26 protein-coding genes are annotated in these 20,641 nt (G+C 31.8%); 17 read left to right on the forward strand and 9 right to left on the reverse strand.

The window, feature by feature from the left end:
- Nucleotides 1-77 precede the first annotated feature (77 nt).
- Nucleotides 78-779 carry a polysaccharide deacetylase family protein gene (locus COE53_RS07100; RefSeq protein ID WP_069032596.1) on the reverse strand — a complete coding sequence of 234 codons (702 nt, stop codon included), beginning with the start codon at nucleotides 777-779 and terminating at the stop codon, nucleotides 78-80.
- A 219-nt stretch (nucleotides 780-998) separates the two neighbouring features.
- Here COE53_RS07100 and COE53_RS23880 point away from each other — a divergent pair, with 219 nt between their 5' ends.
- The 3 genes from COE53_RS23880 (at nucleotide 999) to COE53_RS07110 (ending at nucleotide 1,884) form a co-directional block, all read left to right on the forward strand.
- On the forward strand, nucleotides 999-1,142 hold the full coding sequence (locus COE53_RS23880) for a hypothetical protein (protein WP_180242396.1): 144 nt from the start codon (nucleotides 999-1,001) through the stop codon (nucleotides 1,140-1,142).
- Nucleotides 1,143-1,333: 191 nt separating this feature from the next.
- On the forward strand, nucleotides 1,334-1,654 hold the full coding sequence (locus tag COE53_RS07105; RefSeq protein WP_069032597.1) for a YbjQ family protein: 321 nt from the start codon (nucleotides 1,334-1,336) through the stop codon (nucleotides 1,652-1,654).
- The gene (locus tag COE53_RS07110; RefSeq protein ID WP_175403448.1) at nucleotides 1,654-1,884 is read left to right on the forward strand and encodes a hypothetical protein; all 231 of its coding nucleotides are present in this window, start codon (nucleotides 1,654-1,656) and stop codon (nucleotides 1,882-1,884) included. Before COE53_RS07105 ends, COE53_RS07110 begins: the two co-directional genes overlap by 1 nt.
- A 47-nt stretch (nucleotides 1,885-1,931) precedes the next feature.
- Here COE53_RS07110 and COE53_RS07115 read toward each other — a convergent pair whose 3' ends face one another.
- The gene (locus COE53_RS07115; RefSeq protein ID WP_069032599.1) at nucleotides 1,932-2,999 is read right to left on the reverse strand and encodes a pyruvate kinase; all 1,068 of its coding nucleotides are present in this window, start codon (nucleotides 2,997-2,999) and stop codon (nucleotides 1,932-1,934) included.
- A gap of 196 nt (nucleotides 3,000-3,195) precedes the next feature.
- Here COE53_RS07115 and COE53_RS07120 point away from each other — a divergent pair, with 196 nt between their 5' ends.
- Entirely contained in the window at nucleotides 3,196-3,765 is a 570-nt protein-coding gene (locus COE53_RS07120; protein WP_069032600.1) for a class I SAM-dependent methyltransferase, read from the forward strand.
- A gap of 68 nt (nucleotides 3,766-3,833) precedes the next feature.
- Here COE53_RS07120 and COE53_RS07125 read toward each other — a convergent pair whose 3' ends face one another.
- On the reverse strand, nucleotides 3,834-4,250 hold the full coding sequence (locus COE53_RS07125) for a hypothetical protein (RefSeq protein WP_069032601.1): 417 nt from the start codon (nucleotides 4,248-4,250) through the stop codon (nucleotides 3,834-3,836).
- Nucleotides 4,251-4,425: 175 nt separating this feature from the next.
- Between COE53_RS07125 and COE53_RS07130 the strand changes: the two genes are divergently transcribed.
- Nucleotides 4,426-4,971: a GNAT family N-acetyltransferase gene (locus tag COE53_RS07130; RefSeq protein ID WP_069032602.1), complete on the forward strand. Its 546-nt coding sequence runs from the start codon at nucleotides 4,426-4,428 to the stop codon at nucleotides 4,969-4,971.
- Between the two features lie 567 nt (nucleotides 4,972-5,538).
- On the forward strand, nucleotides 5,539-6,984 hold the full coding sequence (locus COE53_RS07135) for a DEAD/DEAH box helicase (RefSeq protein ID WP_069032603.1): 1,446 nt from the start codon (nucleotides 5,539-5,541) through the stop codon (nucleotides 6,982-6,984).
- 194 nt (nucleotides 6,985-7,178) lie between these two features.
- Here COE53_RS07135 and deoD read toward each other — a convergent pair whose 3' ends face one another.
- The gene (gene deoD, locus COE53_RS07140; protein ID WP_069032604.1) at nucleotides 7,179-7,889 is read right to left on the reverse strand and encodes a purine-nucleoside phosphorylase; all 711 of its coding nucleotides are present in this window, start codon (nucleotides 7,887-7,889) and stop codon (nucleotides 7,179-7,181) included.
- Nucleotides 7,890-8,284: 395 nt separating this feature from the next.
- On the opposite strand from deoD, the gene COE53_RS07145 reads away from it, so the two are divergent.
- Together COE53_RS07145 and gpmA are read left to right on the forward strand one after the other, a co-directional pair.
- Nucleotides 8,285-9,019 (forward strand): GntR family transcriptional regulator, encoded by a 735-nt coding sequence (locus COE53_RS07145; protein ID WP_069032605.1) that lies wholly within the window; start codon nucleotides 8,285-8,287, stop codon nucleotides 9,017-9,019.
- 170 nt (nucleotides 9,020-9,189) lie between these two features.
- The gene (gene gpmA / locus COE53_RS07150; protein WP_084006765.1) at nucleotides 9,190-9,981 is read left to right on the forward strand and encodes a 2,3-diphosphoglycerate-dependent phosphoglycerate mutase; all 792 of its coding nucleotides are present in this window, start codon (nucleotides 9,190-9,192) and stop codon (nucleotides 9,979-9,981) included.
- A gap of 46 nt (nucleotides 9,982-10,027) precedes the next feature.
- Here gpmA and COE53_RS07155 read toward each other — a convergent pair whose 3' ends face one another.
- A complete protein-coding gene (locus tag COE53_RS07155) occupies nucleotides 10,028-11,377 on the reverse strand; it encodes an MATE family efflux transporter (protein ID WP_069032606.1) in 1,350 nt (449 codons plus the stop codon).
- 107 nt (nucleotides 11,378-11,484) lie between these two features.
- Here COE53_RS07155 and COE53_RS07160 point away from each other — a divergent pair, with 107 nt between their 5' ends.
- From COE53_RS07160 to COE53_RS07180, 6 genes are all read left to right on the forward strand, one after another.
- Entirely contained in the window at nucleotides 11,485-12,177 is a 693-nt protein-coding gene (locus COE53_RS07160; protein WP_069032607.1) for an SDR family oxidoreductase, read from the forward strand.
- A 67-nt stretch (nucleotides 12,178-12,244) separates the two neighbouring features.
- Nucleotides 12,245-12,406 carry a hypothetical protein gene (locus tag COE53_RS23885; RefSeq protein WP_175403449.1) on the forward strand — a complete coding sequence of 54 codons (162 nt, stop codon included), beginning with the start codon at nucleotides 12,245-12,247 and terminating at the stop codon, nucleotides 12,404-12,406.
- Nucleotides 12,407-12,665: 259 nt separating this feature from the next.
- Nucleotides 12,666-13,598, forward strand: coding sequence for a manganese-dependent inorganic pyrophosphatase (locus COE53_RS07165; protein ID WP_069032608.1), 933 nt, complete (start codon nucleotides 12,666-12,668; stop codon nucleotides 13,596-13,598).
- 76 nt (nucleotides 13,599-13,674) lie between these two features.
- Nucleotides 13,675-14,190: a YfiT family bacillithiol transferase gene (locus tag COE53_RS07170; RefSeq protein WP_069032609.1), complete on the forward strand. Its 516-nt coding sequence runs from the start codon at nucleotides 13,675-13,677 to the stop codon at nucleotides 14,188-14,190.
- A 19-nt stretch (nucleotides 14,191-14,209) separates the two neighbouring features.
- On the forward strand, nucleotides 14,210-14,527 hold the full coding sequence (locus COE53_RS07175; protein WP_084006766.1) for a low molecular weight protein tyrosine phosphatase family protein: 318 nt from the start codon (nucleotides 14,210-14,212) through the stop codon (nucleotides 14,525-14,527).
- 222 nt (nucleotides 14,528-14,749) lie between these two features.
- Nucleotides 14,750-15,445, forward strand: coding sequence for a helix-turn-helix domain-containing protein (locus COE53_RS07180; RefSeq protein WP_069032611.1), 696 nt, complete (start codon nucleotides 14,750-14,752; stop codon nucleotides 15,443-15,445).
- Between the two features lie 54 nt (nucleotides 15,446-15,499).
- Here the strand turns inward: COE53_RS07180 and COE53_RS07185 are convergent, their stop codons facing one another.
- Nucleotides 15,500-16,114, reverse strand: a complete 615-nt coding sequence (locus COE53_RS07185; protein ID WP_025569135.1) for a LysE/ArgO family amino acid transporter — start codon at nucleotides 16,112-16,114, stop codon at nucleotides 15,500-15,502.
- A gap of 112 nt (nucleotides 16,115-16,226) precedes the next feature.
- Here COE53_RS07185 and COE53_RS07190 point away from each other — a divergent pair, with 112 nt between their 5' ends.
- Complete coding sequence (locus tag COE53_RS07190; protein WP_025569137.1) at nucleotides 16,227-16,421, forward strand: hypothetical protein; 195 nt, start codon at nucleotides 16,227-16,229, stop codon at nucleotides 16,419-16,421.
- A gap of 170 nt (nucleotides 16,422-16,591) precedes the next feature.
- On the opposite strand, the gene COE53_RS07195 is transcribed toward COE53_RS07190, so the two are convergent.
- The 3 genes from COE53_RS07195 to COE53_RS07205 all read right to left on the reverse strand — a co-directional run bounded on the left by COE53_RS07195 (nucleotide 16,592) and on the right by COE53_RS07205 (nucleotide 18,872).
- Nucleotides 16,592-17,116 carry a GNAT family N-acetyltransferase gene (locus COE53_RS07195; protein ID WP_069032612.1) on the reverse strand — a complete coding sequence of 175 codons (525 nt, stop codon included), beginning with the start codon at nucleotides 17,114-17,116 and terminating at the stop codon, nucleotides 16,592-16,594.
- A gap of 240 nt (nucleotides 17,117-17,356) precedes the next feature.
- Nucleotides 17,357-17,866: a GNAT family N-acetyltransferase gene (locus tag COE53_RS07200; RefSeq protein ID WP_069032613.1), complete on the reverse strand. Its 510-nt coding sequence runs from the start codon at nucleotides 17,864-17,866 to the stop codon at nucleotides 17,357-17,359.
- Between the two features lie 22 nt (nucleotides 17,867-17,888).
- On the reverse strand, nucleotides 17,889-18,872 hold the full coding sequence (locus tag COE53_RS07205; RefSeq protein WP_098947608.1) for a glutathione S-transferase family protein: 984 nt from the start codon (nucleotides 18,870-18,872) through the stop codon (nucleotides 17,889-17,891).
- 288 nt (nucleotides 18,873-19,160) lie between these two features.
- On the opposite strand from COE53_RS07205, the gene COE53_RS07210 reads away from it, so the two are divergent.
- Together COE53_RS07210 and COE53_RS07215 are read left to right on the forward strand one after the other, a co-directional pair.
- Nucleotides 19,161-20,210 (forward strand): LLM class flavin-dependent oxidoreductase, encoded by a 1,050-nt coding sequence (locus tag COE53_RS07210; protein ID WP_069032615.1) that lies wholly within the window; start codon nucleotides 19,161-19,163, stop codon nucleotides 20,208-20,210.
- Between the two features lie 129 nt (nucleotides 20,211-20,339).
- Nucleotides 20,340-20,641 (forward strand): cupredoxin domain-containing protein (locus tag COE53_RS07215; RefSeq protein ID WP_286162543.1); only part of this gene is annotated, 302 nt, incomplete at its 3' end.

Here is a 20,641-nt window from a genome sequence, read left to right on the forward strand (position 1 = left end):
TTATGACTAATAACTTTATAAATATGTAAAAACACCACAAGGTATAGAGTTTCCTTGTGGTGTTTGGGTTTAATTAGCTAATGATCAATCCTAACAAATTGATATTGGTTTTGTAAACAATATCCAATAAATCTCTCTAATGCTTTTATTGTATGAATAGGAGCATCCTCATCTGCACCAAATGTATCTCCATTATCATGTAATAAAATAATTGCTCCTGGTTTCGTTTGATTTAACAAAAGAGAATAAATGCCTTCACTTCCTTTTTTACTACTCCAATCATTTGCCATGACAGACCATAAAATAATTTTAAGCTTTTTCTGAAATAGAAGTGGCAGTGAAACTAACCCCCAAGGTGGTCGATAGTAAATTGCATCACTGTTCGTTATTTTCTTAATAATACTTGCAGTCTTTTCGATTTGATTATTTAAATGTTTTGGACTGAGAAACCAATTACATTTATGTTTATAATTGTGTATTCCGATTAAGTGACCATCTTCATGTATCCTTTTAATGATCGCAGGATACTTTTCTGCCTCTGATCCTAATACAAAAAAAGTTGCTTTAATTGAATGACTTTGGAGTAAATCTAAAAGTAAAGTCGTATAAACTGGATGGGGACCATCATCAAAAGTTAAAGCAATGCGTTTTTGATTATTAATTGAAACTGTATGTATTGAAAAAAATTTAAATAAACGTGTTAGTAAACTCGGGATTGGACCATAAAGGATAAATAATATTACAAGTAAACCACCGATTATGACGAAAATTCTTAGCATAAATTCTCCTTAAACTACCTTTAAATAAAAATGATAATATAACATTATTATAGTCCAATTTACATTTTGTTGGTAATTAAATGTAGAAAATATTATGATGAAATAAGATTGCGCTATGGTTTAAAAGATGAATTAAATCAACTTCGAAAATGCAGATCTGATTTAATTATTTATTTAGATGCTGAATTTGAAACTCTTGAATGAAGAAAACAAAATGATTTGTCAAAAAGAAGAGGTTCATTTGACCAAAATATGAAATTATATCAATATGAAAAAGAGTGGTATAAGCAGTTTAACACTAAATTTATTGATGTAAATGACAAGGCATCAATTGAAGTAGAAAATCACTGTTGGAAATGTTAACGAATAATAATTTTCTAAGATATGAATTTATCTCTAGTATAAAGGGATTAAAACTATTACATAGAATTAATACATTATACGTTTCAAATTTTCCATTTTTAACTAATGAAATTTAAAAATGGGATTGAAATACATTCACAAAATTGAATAAATATATTTGTGTGAAGAATAAAAATTTTGAGGTGAACAATATGATCGTAGTTACAACTGAAAATATTGAAGGGTATAAACTAGTTGAAGTTAAAGGTCCTGTATTTGGAGTAATTGTACGTAGTAGAGGACTGGGTGGCGATATTTTAGCTGGTCTAAAAAGTCTTGTTGGTGGAGAAATCAAACAATACACTGCAATGCTTGAGGATGCAAGAAAAGAAGCGATGAATCGAATGACTAAAAATGCTAGTGAAATGGATGCAAATGCAATTATTATGATGCGCTTTGATTCAGGTGAAATAGGGCAAAACATGAGTGAAATTGTAGCATATGGAACCGCTGTAGTAGTCGAGAAAATATAGTGGAAACATTTATTTTCGGTTTTTATGGTATCCAAATCTTATTTCTCATTATTTGTTTATTGCTAGGTTATTTTATTTACGATAAACGATTTAATCGAAATCATGGAAACCAAATACCAGAAGGATTTCAACGAACTAGCGAAGTTAATATCGATCCTGTAACAGGGGAGAAAACAAGAGTTTACTATAATCCGGATACAGGTGAACGATTTTATAAAAAAGAAAAGTAATAAATTAAAAACGCCCCTAAAGGGCGTTTTTGTCTTGAAAATCAATTTTATTTAATTGTTGAGTTAATTAATTCAAGCATATCATTAAAATCAAACGGAGATTTTGTTTTTACGGTCTCAGCAAATTGAGATATAATTTTTAATGTTTCAATGCTTTCGATTGGATGATGGCCAGCAGCACTTTCAGCGGATAACATGACGGCATTTGTACCATCCATCACTGCTTGAAATACATCTGTTACTTCAGCTCTTGTTGGAAGTGAGTTATCTATCATTGATTGTAGCATTTGAGTTGCTGTGATCACATATGTCCCATTTGAATTACACTCATGAATCATGGCTCTTTGTAAGAGAGGAATCCATTGATAGGGTAGTTCAACACCTAAATCACCACGAGCAATCATAATTGCATCTGTTTCTTTATTAATTTCTTGGAAATTTTTTATTGCTTCAATCGTTTCAATTTTTGCGATTAATTGAGGTGTTTTATCACTTTTTGAATTCATAAAACTTCTGATTTCTTGTAAATGCGATGACCGCCGAATAAATGAGCATGCAATATAATCTAAACCTTCTTGCAAAATGAATTCGATGTCTTTTCGGTCTTTTTCAGTTATAGCAGGTAAACTTGTAACGACTCCGGGTAAATTTACCCCTTTATGTGAAGATATTTCGCCACCTGTTTTTACTGAAGTGACAATCTTATTTTGTTCTATTTTTTCAACAATTAACTCCACAGCACCATCATTAATTAATATACGATCTCCTTGTTTCACATCATTTATTAACCCTTTATAATCTACACTTGCTTGATTACGATCACCTGTAATTTCATCAATTACGAGTGTAAAAGTTTGATTAGGTTCAAGATTTATTTTTTCGCCTTCAATTTTACCTAATCGTATTTTTGGACCTTGGAGGTCTCCTAAAATCTTGATTTCTTTTCCTGTCTCTTTCCTGATAGCTTTTATTAGTTCAATCACATTGTGATGACTCTCATGTGTACCGTGTGAAAAATTTAGTCTTGCGATCGTCATGCCGTGTTGAATCAATTCAGACAGTATTTTTTTATCAAAACTAGCTGGTCCAATCGTACAAATTCGATCAATTGTCATTCGATATCGCCTCCATTTACTGGAATTATTATACCCAAGATAAAGTAGAAGAATCTAAATTATTTATGAAGTGTTAATTAAAAAAGAATATCTCAAATAATCTTGATTTCTAAAATTTGACATTTTTCTACGTTTTAAAGAAGGAATTCATGTAACTTTTGTAGAACACTACTAATCGATCAAAGTTTAGTGTGAGGTGAATCTACTAGTGATTAAACAAGATGAATTAAAAGTTGTAATTGGAGCAGGTGAATATAACAATAATCCAACATGGATTCAAACTCAGGAAGAAGAACTTAATCTATTAGTTAAGTCCACGTGGGAAAATAAATTTGAGAAAAATTCAATTACAGCTATTTTAGCTGAACATGTTTGGGAACACCTTACATATGATGAAGGTTTAGCAGCTGCTAAAATTTGTTATGATTATTTAAAACCAACGGGTTATATTCGTTGTGCAGTACCAGATGGATTTTTTCAAGACGAAACTTATCAAAGTATTGTTAAAGTTGGCGGACCAGGACCAATAGATCATCCTGCTGCAAGCCATAAAATTGTCTATAACTATAAAACACTAGTTACTATGTTTGAAACAGCGGGTTTTGAAGTTAAACTGCTAGAATATTGTGATGAAGAAGGAAATTTTCATTTTAAAGAGTGGGATGGCAAGGACGGGGTTATTTTCCGTTCAAAAAAATATGATCCTAGAAATCACGGGGAAAAAGTGCTGTTTCCATCAATCATTGTAGATGCAATAAAGCGATAAAATACCAAAAACATCATTTTCTTAACAAAGAACTGAAGCTTTACTTCAGTTCTTTAAAATAGATTTAATTAGTAGATCATTATATCTCTGATTTCTTTCGTTATTCGTTCGATTTGACCTTGAAACATCATAGAAGGTATGAAAATAGATTCTTCGGGATGATTAATTACTAAATAAGCACTATGTGAGGGTGTTTCTTTATAGCGATATTGTAAATTAACACGTGTAATATGATGAGCGGGTATCGTTCGCTTAAAACCCCAATGTTCGTATGTAACACCGTAATCGTTTATTCTAATAATCATACTACGAGTATAGCCAATATAAGCTAGAAAGATTAAGAATACCATAGTCATGATCATATATGACTTAATCGTAATAGGAAATCCATGCCTTTGTACATAAAATATAAAAGTGATTAAACAAATCGTAAACAATATTGCAACTAAAAAATTGGAAAGCCTTCCACTACTTCTAAATTCCACTATTGATACACCTCTTTCATATTAATATAGTTTCGACTAAAAACTTTAACTATTAACATTTGGATGATCTCTTTTAGTATGAATCAATCTATTTTCAATAATCAGGCTTATCCAATCTAATAACACAAATAATCTATCTTCCTATAAAAAAGAATACAAGTGTAAGGAGTTTATGATGAAAATCCAACCTCAGAAATTTACGATAAATGGACTACAATTTATTATTAGACATGCAGTACTTACTGACGCTAAACAATTATCTAGTTTGAGAGTACAAATTGACGGGGAAACAGAAAATTTAGACAGAGAAGCCGGGGAAGCATTTATTGATCCAAAAGGCTTTGAACAATTAATTATCTCAGATACAGAAACGATTAATAATTTATTTTTAGTAGCAGAAGTTGAAGATAAAATAATAGGTTTTTCTAGATGTGAAGGTAATGAATTAAAAAGACTTTCTCATAAAGTAGAGTTTGGAGTTTGCGTCTTAAAAGAATTTTGGGGATACGGAATCGGTAAAAATCTTTTAAAACGATCAATTTCTTGGGCGGATGCAAATGATCTCCATAAAATGAATTTGAGTGTTTTAGAAACGAATGAAAATGCAATTAAACTTTATAAAAAGTTAGGCTTTGAAGTTGAAGGTGTTTTAAAAAACGATAAGGTACTTTCTGATGGGAAATATTATAATTCGATTTTAATGGGTAGATTTAATAAATGAATGTTCATTAAAAAGAGTCAGTTAATGCGTCTCCTTTTACAACCATTTGATAAATTAAATTAATAGCTAAGTATTATAAGAGAGGCTAAAATAAAGACATTTTCAATATTATAAAATGAATTTTCTGAAAAATCTAGTGTTTTATGCGTTTACTTGGATTAGAGAAATTAGATAACCCTCTTTTAAATATAAAAACTTTTTGGAGTCCTTTATACGGACAAGTAACCGATAAATTTGGAGTTACATGGTAGGTTTCAACACAGTCAGTTCAATAGATGAAAGATGCTTTCTGGATAACGAATAAATCCGGTAGAATGTGGGGTAACCCTTAAGACTGACACAAATTAGTTTAACGAAAAGAGTTACTTTTGTGACTCTTTTTTTATTTTTGTATCTTTAATCATTAAATTTCCTGCCTATAAAATCAATTACTTTTAAAAATGAAAATAAAAACCTTTTTATCTTCCATTTTTCAAGTATAATGAATCATACTCAATAAATGAATATGATTTTTCTTAGAGAGAATTCTATACATATATCGAAAAAAACATAAAACGAGGTTAAGAAATGACTAAAAGAAGTTATGCGGACTATCATCTAAGTGATGAAATTAAAAGAGCACTTGCTGTATTAAAATACGAAACTCCAACTGAAGTTCAAAGAGAAGTTATACCATTGGCAATGGAAAATCAAGATTTAGTCGTAAAATCTCAAACAGGAAGTGGCAAAACGGCTTCTTATAGTATTCCTGTTTGCGAAATGATCGAATGGGAGGAAAAAAAACCACAGGTTTTAATTTTAACTCCAACTAGAGAGCTTGCGGCTCAAGTCCGTGAAGATATTACGAATATTGGAAGATTTAAACGCATAAAAGCGGTGGCCGTATATGGAAAAGAACCGTTTACGAAACAAAAGGTAGAATTGGAACAAAAAACACATGTTGTAGTTGGTACACCTGGAAGGGTTATGGACCATATTCAACGAGAGACACTCGATCTAGATCAAATAAAATATCTTATCATCGATGAAGCTGATGAGATGCTTAATAGAGGTTTTATCGATGAGGTAGAAGCGATCATTAATCAGCTTCCTTTAAATCGGGTAACGATGGTTTTTTCTGCAACCTTACCTAAAGATGTTGAAAATCTCTGTCATGAATATATGAAAGATCCGATTCATATTGAGATTGAATCAACGGGTGTAACAGCCGATACAATTGAACACTTTTTAATAGAAGTGAAAGAGGAAGAAAAGATTCAACTCCTTAAAGACATTACTGTTGTAGAAAACCCAGATAGCTGCCTAATTTTTTGCCGAACGAAAGAAAATGTAGATACTGTGTATAGTGAACTGGAAAAAGCTAATTATTCATGTGAAAGACTCCATGGGGGACTGGAACAAGAAGACCGTTTTGCTGTAATGGAAGGATTTAAAATAGGGAACTTCCGCTATCTAGTAGCAACCGATGTAGCTGCAAGAGGTATTGATATTGATAATGTAACGTTAGTCATTAACTATGACGTTCCTATGGAAAAAGAGAGCTATGTGCATCGTACTGGAAGAACCGGCCGTGCCGGAAATAAGGGTAAAGCAATTACGTTTTCAACACGTTTTGAAGGAAAGTTTGTTAAAGCAATTGAGAATTATATCGGCTTTGAAATACCTAAAATAGAAGCACCTAGTCAACAAGAGGTGGTTGGTGGAAAAGCTATATTTGAAGAAAAACTTAACAGCAGGCGAATTGTAAGAAATAATAAAACAGCCCGAATTAACCAAGATATTATGAAACTTCATTTCAGTGGCGGAAAAAAGAAAAAAATTCGTGCAGTTGATTTTGTTGGAACAATCGCAAAAATCCCTGGAGTGTCAGTAGATGATATTGGTATAATAACTATTCATGATCAGATGTCCTATGTTGATATTCTGAATGGAAAAGGGTCACTAGTTTTACAAGCCATGGAGAACGCGACGGTCAAAGGAAAAAAATTAAAAGTGAGTAAAGCAATTAAATAATGAAGGATTAGTACTTACTTATAGTGAAATAGGGTACAGATTTAATCTAAGTATTATTCAATACTTACATGCTTAAGTTACTGTAGAACCAAAAAAAGTCGATTTTCCCACCAACGGAAATCGACTTTTTTGGTTCTACATTTATATTCAATAATTTGTGAAAAGGCAGGCGCTATTTTAAAATCCATTTAATTTTATAAACAAGCTTCTAATGCAAGTTTCATCATTTTATCGAATGAAGTTTGTCTAGCTTCAGCGCTTATCTCTTCATGTGTAACTAAAGAATCTGAAATAGTAAGTAAACAAGCTGCATTCTTTCCTAATACTTTCGCATTATGGAATAGTGCATAGCTTTCCATTTCTGTACAAATACAATTATGTTCTTTATAAAAATCAACAAAATTTGGAACTGAACTTTCATAATAAAATACATCACTAGAATGTATTCTTCCTTTAACAATCGGAGTATTAATCTGTTTTGCAGTTTCTTCAATATTGCTTGTTAATGATTCGCAAGGATACTGAATGTCACTTTCTACGCCTGCTTGAGTCTTTGCAAATGTAGATTGACTCCAAGCACTATCTACAAGCACAATATCGTGAATATTAAGTTCATCTGTATAAGCTCCTGCACTACCAACTCGGATAATATTTTCAACATCATAAAATTTATATAATTCGTATGAATAAATTCCAATACTTGGCATCCCCATACCAGATCCCATTACTGATATTTGTTTTCCTTTATAAGTTCCTGTATAGCCAAACATATTACGTACTGTATTAAATTGCACTGGGTTTTCTAGATAATTTTCTGCAATATATTTTGCACGTAATGGATCCCCTGGCATTAAAACTGTTTTTGCAATTTCTCCTGATTTGGCTGTATTATGTGGCGTTGTCATAGTTTTTTCTCTCCATTTCTTTTCTAATAATTTATTTAACTAATCTATACAACTTATATTCTTACTCATTTCACATGTTCATACTTCTTAACATTATCATTCTTTCCTAATATGTTTCCGTTTACAAAATAAAACAAAACAACATAATCAAAATAATGTTAAATTAATACTACGAAGTATAGTTGTATAAGTAGTTGTCTATTTTACTTCAACTAAATTATATTTCAACAAAATAGATAAATCAATAGCAACTTAAACAGACCCAAAATTTATATTAAAAAAATTCTAGGAAGTTTATTTAAAAGAAAAAATGATCAGGTTTGCCGTTCGCACTTTTAACAGACAAGTTTGCGAATAATCCATAACCCGATATAATAATGATAAGGAGTGTTGTTATGTCCGTTGAAAATAAAAAAAAATTGCCACTATACGTAGGGGTTTATGAAAAATTATTTAAATTAATTAATGAGGGAGTCTATCCGATTGGAAGTAAGCTTCCTTCTGAACCAGAACTTTCTAAGATGATGAATGTAAGCAGAATGACGCTAAGACAAGGATTGGGTTTACTAAAAGAGGACGGTTATATTGAAACAATCCATGGACAAGGTAACTTTATAAAACAAAATGTGAATTTAAGAAGTGCCGGATTAGAAAAAATAGATAATACAGTTTATCAATGCTGCACAGAAACAATTGATGATGTAGATGCTTATTTAGAAGTTAGTTTTTCGGATGATTATGAATATGTTAAAAAAATTTTTAATCAAGATTCTGCAGTGTTAATCAGGTTTAATAGATGGTACAAAGCTAAAAGTAAAATTGTCGCACATGCTTATACTATGTTCCCAAGTGAGACTGCTTCCTTATATCAAATGAATCTAGGCGACCATCTGGGTGTACTAAAAATACTTGAAGAAGATATTTATAAGTTAATACACTCATCAACAATCGAAATAAAATTTACAGAATCAGTCCTTCCTTCTTCAAACCATGAATTACGTTCAACGAATAATTTATTCGTTTTACTAATTGAAAATCTATATGACTCAATGGGGAATATTGTGCTTAAAAATAAGATCTATATCCCAATCGAACTTAGCTCAATAAAAATAAATCGTATAAACAAATAGTGGAAAGTGCATTGAATTTTTATAGAAAGAAATGTTAACTAGACGAGTATGTCAGTTTTTAGTTGAGAATTTTAATTACATAAGATTTTGCTCATCCAATCAATTTTGAATCAAATTATGAACATTTCAGCAAACTATATCATATTTAATTGATTTTAAAGGAGAGCAATATGATTAAACTTGTATTAATCAGACACGGGCAAAGTTTATGGAATGTTGAAAATCGGTTCACAGGTTGGACAGATGTTGATTTAACGAAGAGCGGACTTTCTGAGGCAAGAGAAGCAGGTATTATTTTAAGAAAAAACGGATTTACATTTGATGTTGCCTATACATCGGTACTAAAAAGAGCAATTCGTACGTTATGGATTATATTAAATGAGATTGATATGATGTGGATTCCAGTACATAAAACTTGGAGATTAAATGAACGACATTACGGTTCACTTCAAGGACTGAATAAATCCGAAACAGCTAAAAAATATGGTGAAGAACAGGTTAATATTTGGCGAAGATCTATGAATGTTAGACCACCTGCTCTAGAACCAGATGATCCAAGATATGAAATAAATGAATCTCGTTATAAAAACTTGTTAAAAGATGAATTCCCGCTTACCGAAAATCTGGAAGATACAGAAAAAAGAGTTTTAAAATATTGGGACGAAGAAATTGCACCAGCTTTGAAAACTGGCAAAAAGGTTATTATTTCTGCACATGGTAATACGTTGAGGGGGATCGTACAATATTTAGATCAAGTCTCAGCTGACGGAATTGCTTCGCTAAATATTCCAACAAGTATTCCTTTAGTTTATGAATTAAATGACGAACTGAAGCCAATTCGACATTACTATTTAGGTATGGATGGAGAACTTCCACCCGATGTAATCCCAAAACATATCCCTAGCGAATTACTAGACAAATTTGATGATGAACATCCAAATATAACAATACAAGATGATTAAAATAGAAAAAGGATGGGTTTAGCAATCGTGCTTCCCATCCTTATCATTATGCTTCAGATAACTTTATTTTTTTTATTTGTAATTGTACTAATCGGAAAGATAATGTTAGTGCAGACACTCCTAAACCGACGATTAAACCAACCCAATATCCTTTTGCACCAAGATGAGTATTAGAAAGTGCATACCCAACTGGTAATGCGATTACCCAATAAGCTAAAATCATCATAATTAACGTGGCATTCACATCTTTATAACCTCTTAATGCACCTTGGATTGGTGCTGCAATTGCATCAAATAGTTGGAACATGACTGCAAAGATTAAGAATCCGCCAGCCAAAATTTGGACAGATGGGTCATTTGTATACCATCCAGCTACATCATATCGGAATAAATAGATGATGATCCCAAAAAATGAAGCAATTGAAACTGCCATTACTAAACCAATTTTGCTATATTCTTTTGCATTTTGAAACTCTTTCGCACCAACTTCATAGCCAACAGCAATTGTTAAAGCCATCGAAATACTTAATGGAACCATATAGAGTAGACTTGCAAAATTCATTGCCACTGTATGTGCAGCAATCGTTTCAGTATCAAATTCACTTAATAATAATGTTACGACCGAGAACACACTTACTTCAAAAAAGATACTAAGTCCAATTGGAACTCCTAATTTTAAAATACTTTTCCAAGTTGTAAATGAAATTGGAGGAAGTTTTTTAAAAAGATTAAAGCCGCTAAATGGCTTTTTAGTTTTAATAATATAGAAAGCAATTCCAAAAATAATCCAATACGTTATTGCAGATGCTACACCAGAACCTACTCCACCTAAACGTGGAAGACCAGCTTTACCAAAGATAAGGAAATAGTTCAAAATTACGTTAACTGGTACTGAAATAACCGTAATGATCATAGTAGTTCTTGTTTTACCTAAACCATCAATAAACTGACGAATGACTGTATATAGGAATAAAGGTAAAATTCCAAATGATAATGCGAATAAGAAATGAAGAGCAACACGATGAACTTTCGGATCAAGATTCATATGATTTAAGATTGGATGAATTGAAAATATACCAATAATAATAATGACAACTGCAATAATCCCAGCCAAATAAAGTGCCTGCGTAACAAGAGGCGTTATTTTTCCATCCTGTTTTGCACCATTTAAATTGGCAACCATTGTTGTAATTGCGACTAAAATGCCAGTTAACCCTGTACTAATTGGAGTCCAAATACTAACACCAATCGCAACCCCTGCTAAATCCCCTGGACTACTATTTCCAGACATGATTGTATCAAAAAATGACATCGAAAATAATGTCACTTGAGTGATTAAAATCGGAAGTAGCAGTTTAAAAAAGCGTGATATTTTATCCGTTTTAGTAGTATTCAATTTATCGACCTCCTAAACAAACACTTTTACAATTGTATCATGTTTTGGTTTAATAGCTATAATGAAATTATTCGGATAAATATTTTATAAAGAAAGTTGGTCTTAGATTGGGAAATCAAGTTGTTATCATAACAGGCGCAGGAAGTGGATTAGGCGCGTCATTAGCTAAAAAGTATTCTGAAAATGGAGCTCACATTTGTTTGTTAGGAAGAACTGAAAATAAACTTAGAGAAATTGGTAAACAATTACCTAACAATTATTCAATACATACTGTAGATGTTTCAGAACATGAAGATGTAAAAAGAGTTTTCGATACAATCATTCAAACATATGGAAAAGTTGATTTATTATTTAATAATGCAGGTGTTGGAATTTTTGATCTTGCAGAAGAATTAACTGAGGAAGCAGTACATAAGATGATTGACATTAACTTAAAGGGAACTATTTTCTGTTCACAAGAAGTTTTAAAACAAATGAAAAAACAAGATAATGGAACAATCGTCAATATTGTTTCTACTGCAGGTCTAATTGGAAAAGCAACCGAATCAGTTTATTGTGCAAGTAAGTTCGGAGTTAAAGGCTTTACCGAAAGTTTGGTGGTCGAATTAACCGGAACACCAATTTCAGTATTTGCAGCATATATGGGTGGAATGAATACAGACTTTTGGGCCGGTATTTTTGATGAAGATAAAACTTCAAAAATGATGAATCCTGACGATATAGCTGAAATTATTATTGAAAATATAAAACCGCGTAAAAATATAGCCATACCTGAAATTATTATAAAAAACATAAAATAAGTATTAACTAAGCCGTCTTTTACACAAACTAAATCCAAATCATTAAGGACTAAGTGAGGTATAAGAGATGAGCAAATCAAAAAAGAACAAATCAATCGATTCGAATCAAAATAATTTTGATGAATTATTACTTGAAGATCTTAATACTGCAGATGATATTCCAATTGATTGGTTACCAAAAACTGAACCGATTACGGAATCAATGTCATATAAAAATGATGAAGATTAATTAGATTGTTGTTTATAAAGACTTGCTGCTTGTTAGCAAAAGGATGAATAGGCTTAGCGATATGGAAATTAAGCGCTTTCAATTAGTCTCATTGGCATGTTTTTTTGACTTTGTCAGCAAACTGTAAAGAATAGCCATTTTGGCTATTTTTTTTTATTTTGATATGGTATTATTATTGAAGCGTTTTATATTAAAGCCAATTCCTGGCATTAAAATACATAAAAAAATGAAAAACAAGATATAGTTAGGAGAATTTTTGATGGAAAAAGTACTAGTTTTTGGTCACAAGAACCCAGACACAGATACAATTTGCTCTGCAATTGCATATGCAGAATTAAAAAAGGCTTTAGGTGAAAATGCTGAAGCAATTCGTTTAGGTGAAGTAAGTGCAGAAACACAATTTGCACTTGATACATTTAAATCTGAAGCACCACGCTTAGTAGTAAAAGTTGCAGCTGAAACAAATAATGTTATTTTAGTTGATCATAATGAACGTCAACAAAGTGCTGATGATATCGAACAAGTTCGTGTACTTGAAGTTATTGATCATCACCGTATTGCTAATTTTGAAACTAGCGATCCATTATACTACCGTTGTGAGCCAGTTGGATGTACTGCTACAATTTTAAACAAATTGTATAAAGAAAATAATATCGAAATTAAGAAAGAAGTTGCTGGTTTAATGCTTTCAGCAATTATTTCTGATACTTTATTATTCAAATCTCCAACTTGTACTGATCAAGATGTTGCTGCTGCAAAAGAACTTGCAGAAATCGCAGGAGTAAATGCAGAAGAATATGGTCTAGAAATGTTAAAAGCAGGTGCAAACTTAGCTGATAAATCTATTGAGTCTTTAGTTTCACTTGATGCTAAAGAATTCCAAATGGGTAACTATAAAGTAGAAATTGCACAAGTAAACGCAGTTGATACTAATGACGTACTTTCTCGTCAAACTGAATTAGAAAATGTACTTGAAGGCATCGTAGCTAATAAAGGATTAGACTTATTCTTATTTGTTGTAACAGATATTTTAACAAACGACTCGATCGCAGTTGCAAAAGGAACTGCTACTAATGCGGTAGAAAAAGCATACAATGTAACGTTAGAAAACAACACTGCTTTATTAAAAGGTGTTGTATCTCGTAAAAAACAAATCGTTCCAGTATTAACTGAAACATTTAATACACTTTAATTCGTAATTTAACAACAAAGTCTTTGAAAGGCTTTGTTGTTTTTTTATAAAAAGTTAAAAAAATGGGGGATTTGAAATGGAAAATTTAAAATATCCGATTGGCAGATTTACTTTACCATCAAGCTACACTCATCAACAACGTAAAGAATTTATTAAAGTACTAAAAGATGCACCGATTAAATATAAAGAGGCAATCACATCCCTTACTGAAGAACAATTAAACACACCTTATCGTGAAGGTGGTTGGACACCAAAACAAGTTATTCATCATGTTGCTGATAGCCATATGAATAGCTTTATGAGAGTTAAACTAGCTTTAACTGAAGAAAATCCTACAATCAAAGCCTATGATGAAAATGCATGGATTTCATTAAGTGATTCGAATTTTGATTTTCATAGTTCTTTAAAAATAATCGAAGGTATTCACGAACGTTACGTAGTTTTACTTGAATCACTAACAGAGGAAGAGTTTAATCGCACTTGTTATCACCCTGAACTTAAAATTAATATTAGTATAGATTTCATCTTAGCTTTATACGCTTGGCATAGCGAACATCATTTGGCTCATATTTATTTAGTAATAAACAATTAATAGTAAGGTGTGAAGAACAATTAAATTATTATTTATTTGTAGCAAAAATCAATGGAGAAGTCCTACAGCAGAAAAGATTTTTCACTTAAATAATGGCAACAAAGCAAGATCCGCGGGTACTGAAACTGGTGCTAGAATTAAAGTGACCGAGGGACATATTGGTTGGGCTGATATTATTTTTGTAATGGAGAAAAAACATTTAAGAAGAATACGCGATAAATTCGGTGATTTACTCAATGATAAAAAGATTGTCAATCTAGATATAGCTGATGATTATCAGTTTATGGACGAAGAATTAATTGAAATTCTCCGTAATAGAGTATCGGAAATAATTTAGGGTAAATCGGAAAGAAGCGAAAAAAATTTAAAAATTTATAAGATTTTAAGACCCACTCAGCAAAACGAGTGGGTTTAGTTCTTTTTACCTTATGAACGGTTAGATTCTAAGTACTTCCTCATTTTTTTAAAAATTTCCAAAATAACCCAATTCACAACAGTGTCAAAGTCCATGTTGTACACATAAAAATAAAAGTAGAGCAAAATAGAAAAAGGTGTGAGCATGTACTACAAATTATTAAAGCAATATATTAAAAATTCAAATTTAAGTTTGACTGAAATAGCCAATGAATTAAATAAGTTGGGTTTTTCAAAAGACAAGAGCTATTTAAGCAAATTACAAAATGCGAAATTGACTCCACCTGAAGAGAAATTAACTAGAGCGATTGCTAAAGTGACTGGTGGAAATGCTGAAGATTTAATTTGGTGTGCTTATATTATTAATGCACCTGAAAGATTAAAAACTCCTTTAAGAAATTTATCAGAGGAAGTATTTAATCTTTCACAGATAGAAATGAATAGTAATCTAAAATTTGATGTGATCTATAAAGAGCAAAAGATTGAGGATCGTTCAAAAATATTTGCTGAATTTATAAGACAGTCACGATTACAAAAAAATCTTTCAATCAAATGCCTTGGAAAAAAAGCAAATGTATCGCATTCATATATTTCACAAATTGAAAATGGCAAAAGAGGTATTCCGTCAACAGAAATTATTCGAAAGTTGGCAGAACCACTCGGTGTTCCTGTTATTCAGATGTTTCAATTAGCAGGATATGTACCAATTGATGAAAACGATTGGATAGAAGGTGTGAACCTCATACGTAAAGCTAATTCAATGTTAAACAATGAAGAAAAAGAGAAATTATTGAGGTTAATTGAAGCTTTTCTAACATTGTCTTCTTTACGCTTTTTCTAATTAAATAGAATAAATAAAAGCAGGATTCAGGATTACTCCTTAACCTGCATTTTTTTATCCTTTTAATATGCCTTTAATTAGGTAAATAGCAATACACCAAATGATGATAGCTGATATTTTATTAAGAACCAACATAAATTTACCAGATTGATCAAGTTTTCCTGCCGTTCTTCCTGTTATAGCGAGCGACAAAAACCAGATCCACGAAACTGCAATACACGTTACTGAGAAAGCAACTTTTTCAAGGCCATCATATTGAAGTGAATTTGTTCCAATTACGCCTATAGTATCCAAAATTGCATGAGGATTTAGAAGTGAAACTGATGCAGCAAACAATATTTGTTTTTTTACTGAAAACTGATCCGAATTTGTAGTTACATTTGAAGATTCAGCTTTCCATGTTTGCCAGCCCATATAAGTTAAAAACAAAACGCCAAAACATAAAAGAGCGGTCTTTAAATAAGATGATGTTAATATTAGCACTGAAACTCCTGTAACAGATAAAGTAATTAATAAAGTATCGCAAATCGATGCAGTTATTACAGCAGGAAGTGCATTAATAAATCTTTTTTGAGTTGCACCTTGTTGAAAAATAAAAACGTTTTGAACCCCTAAAGGAAGAATTAATCCAAATGATAATAACGAAGCGTGTAAAATAGTTTGAATCATAGAACCACCTAACTGATCATTTTATATACATTTCAAATCTTTTTACGAATCTTGACTAAATTTGTAAATTTTAGGAAAGGATAGTAAGAAACTGTAAAAGGAAGTGAAGAGTATGTCACAACAATTTGACAATCTACCTGATTATGAATTATTAGCAAATAATCCAGCATTATCTTTACATGAACTGTCATATCATTATGATATGAGTTTTAATGATATCGCTGAAATTAGAGGAATCTCTGTAGAAGATTTAGTAAATTACTATCAGACAAATACTTCTCACGATTCATTATTTTATTTTGAGTAAAATAGACATAAAGCTGACCCAATATCTATTGGAATCGGCTTTTTTTATGTAATCGCACCTGCTTATTATATTGAAAAAATTATGAGAATACTAGAATTTTAAACAGACTTAACATGGCGAATTAGGAATTAGCCTTAAAAAAAGAAAGTTAGGCCGTTTATGACCTAACTTCAATTTTTCTTCCTTGTCTTTAGTCGCCAATTATTACATACCATAAATTTACCAATTGGATATTCAAAATTACATTTTTTAATAAACTTGAAATTTAATTTTTCACATATTTTATTAGATGGAATGTTATTAGTAGAAGGAAAAGCGTGAATGTATTTATGTTTAGATTCTTTTTGGGCTTTCTTAATAGCTTTTTTTACTGCGATTGTTGCGATACCTTTTCGTTGAAATTGAGGTAAAATGCTCCAACCAATTTCATAAACAAGTTTACCTTCCCATATGCGATCCCAGTAGCCAACAGTTCCTATTTTTGTTCTATAAGGAAGCAAAATGATTACAAACATTTGTCCTGTACCTACTCGGCTCATTTCAAGATAATGCTTATGTCGACTCATAATTTGATTTAAACTTTCTAGACCACCAAGATATTTCATCATATTATTCGTATTCGATGACAAAAGTAAATTTAGATCTGCTTCGTTCCAAGGCTCAATTAGAATGTTTGATTCATCTGTTTTTGACAATTAATACACTCCAAATTTATATTAAAAAGAATCATAATAAGATAGTATTCCGAAGTGAAGATGATATCTCTAATTAAATAACACAAATTAAATAGGTGAAATTCTTAACACGATATTCGTTTTATAACAAATATCCATTAAATAAATAGAGAAGTTTAAAAGGGCTGTTTGAAGTTAGAAAACTTTGGACAGCCCTTTTATTGAAGAAGATTAAATTTAATAAAGTATAGTATATATGATTTAAATCTTCATCTGATAAGCTCTGACGATAATCCCATCATTTGCTGGTTCAAAGTCAAACTTTGGTAAACGTTTAAATCCGATACTTTCATATAAACTTATGGCATTTTTCATAAATTCACCGGTATGTAATCCAATTGCATCGAATCCTTTTTCCTTCGTACGATTAATACATTCTGAAATTAGCGCAGAAGCAATTCCTTGACCGCGGTTGCTTGAGTCTACAGCAAGCATTCGAATCTCTGGATAATCAAGTTCGTCGATATAATCTCCATAGGCATTTATTTTAGCTGGAAATAAAGCGACACTACCGACAATTTTTCCTAAAACCGTGGCAACAATTATTTCCACGCCTTCTTGTTCATCAACATTTGATAAGAGGGACTTCTTTAAAGCATTCCAATGTTTATCTGGTAATAAGTTGACGTATTCATCATAAGCGTTAATTCTTTGTTCTCGAATAGACTGAAACATCTCTTTTTCAGCATTACAAATTTTTATTTTTACCATTTAGATTGCATCTCCTTTTGCCTTAATGAATGAGGAACTTTTCTTTTTGTCCACTTAAATCTTCTCGATTGTGCTTCGAATTCCAAATCATAAGTTCAGGACCTTTTGGTAAGACTTTTGGTTCTTCTTTATCTGGCGAGATGGTTATTGATAAATGATAATGTCGTTTAATTGCATCAAAATCAGTTGTATCCCCAAACCCAGGTGTTTGATATAAATCTCGAACATAGCCCCATAAGTTTTTATACTCGCGAATTAAATTTCGATTCGTATTAAAGGCTGTAAAGTAAGCAGCATCGAACCGTACTAATGTTGTATATAACCTAACATCAGTATCAGTAATTTTATCACCAAATAAAAAACGTTGTTTAGATAAGCGTTTCTCTAGCTCATCTAGTCTATTAAATAGCGTTTCATAAGCATCCTCATAGGCTTTCTGAGATTGTGCAAAACCACATTTGTATACACCATTGTTTACATCAGTGAATATGATTTCGTTTAGCGCATCAATTTCTTGTCGGATGGAAACTGGGTATAGATCTGGTGCATTTTTTTTATGGTACGGCTTCCAAGCTGTTTCGAAATAATTTGTTAGCTTAAAATAGTCATTATTGACAACCTTACCAGAGCTAATCTCGATCATTGCAGGTACTGTCGGACGTCCTGAATAGTTTTGATCTGATTTATGATAGATTTCACTCATATAGCGAACACTTAATATTGGATCAACTCCGCCTGAATCCAAAGAAAATTCCCAATCCACGTGAGGTAATCTAGGACGCATTGGACTGACAGTTCCTAAACTGAACGCGTTTTCTAAGCCTAAAACTTTTCGTACAATAACAGAACGATGGGCCCATGGACAAGCAGCTGACCAAATGAGTCGATATCGACCTGCTTCAACAGGGAGTTCTTGTGGTTTAGTTCCAAATGGTGTAGAAAAACGATTTAATTGACGTCTAAAGAAACCATCAACTGTTACTTCAGTTGGTTTAGTTTTATTCATACTTAAACATCCTTTCTCACTACTTTGGATAATTACTTTTGATTAGAATTTATGTAGGTGAACATAGAAGTAATTCTAATACTCTATTATACTCTTAAAATTCAGAAAATGTATTTTTTCTAGTTATACTTATGATGACAATTCTATCATTTACTTGCATTATACTACTTTGTTAGAATTTATCTCGAATTTGAGGTATATTTAAGTTGTTTAATCATTCTAGGAACAGAACTTTATAAAAATGATCATATTTGCTATATAATTACAGAATTTAGGAGGAATAGTTTAATGGAAATAGGAATTAGTACTTTTGTAGAAACAACACCTGATACAAAGACAGGTGTTTTAATAAGCCATGCAGAACGTTTACGTGAAGTGGTTGAGGAGATTATTCTGGCAGATCAAGTTGGATTAGATGTATTTGGAGTAGGGGAACATCATCGTAATGATTTTGCAGCATCATCTCCAGCTGTCGTACTAGCTGCTGCAGCATCACAAACAAATCGTATCCGGCTAACAAGTGCAGTAACTGTACTTTCATCAGCAGATCCAGTAAGAGTATTTCAAGATTTTGCTACGCTTGATGGTATTTCCAATGGTCGAGCGGAAATCATGGCGGGACGTGGTTCATTCATCGAATCATTTCCTTTATTCGGCTATAATTTAAACGACTATGATGAGCTTTTTGAAGAAAAACTGGATTTACTGTTAACCTTGCAAAAATCTGAATTTGTAACATGGAGTGGAAAACATCGTCCAGCCATTAATAATATAGGTATCTATCCACGTCCAGTTCAGGAACCACTGCCAATTTGGATTGGAAGTGGAGGAAACAGTGAGTCAGTCGTTCGAGCTGGTTTATTAGGACTTCCACTTGTACTTGCAATAATAGGTGGACGACCAATTCAGTTCGCACCACTTGTTGAGCTTTATAAAAAAGCAGCTGTTCATGCCGGTCATGATGTAAACAAATTACAAATTGCATCCCATTCACACGGGTTCATCGCAGAGGATAGAATGACTGCAGTTGATAAATTTTTCCCATCAACACAGCAAGTAATGAATAAGCTTGGAAAGGAACGTGGTTGGGGAACTTATGATCGATCTGCATTCGATGCGGCACGAAGCCTTGAAGGTGCACTTTATGTTGGTGATTCTGAAACTGTAGCAAAAAAAATCATCAACCTTCGAAAAAATGTCGGAATCACAAGATTTATGCTTCATGTACCAGTTGGTTCGATGCCACATGCAGACGTAATGAAAGCAATCGAACTATTAGGTAAGGAAGTTGCACCAACCGTTCGAGAAGAAATTAAAAAGTGGGAAGCAAATCAATAACTTAAAATAAATGAAAAGCTGTTTTCTATAAGAGGACAGTTTTTTTTAATGATCAAATAAATAAAATGTGATAATTTTCCATCAAATGGAAAAGAATATTGCATAGGAAAGGAGGGAATGCGAGTGTTAATGAAAAATTGGTTATCAGGACTAATTGTTTTTTTAGCAACGATTGTGTTAATGGCAACACCAGGTAATTTCAAAGCTTTTGCTGAATCTAAGGTTTCAGATGCAAATGATCGTGCGCAAACAATCGTAGTAGAGTTGAATGATGATTATTTTAATCCGAAAAACATCACAATTCCAAATGGTACAAAGACAACTTTATTATTGAAAAATAAAGGAAGTAAACCTCATACTTTTACAGTGAAAATGCTCAATATTGATGTAGAAGTTCAACCAAGAACTGAAAAAACCATTTCAGTGTTACC

It is taken from the genome of Bacillus sp. AFS029533 (assembly GCF_002585125.1).
In the GTDB taxonomy this organism is placed as follows: domain Bacteria; phylum Bacillota; class Bacilli; order Bacillales; family Bacillaceae_G; genus Gottfriedia; species Gottfriedia luciferensis_B.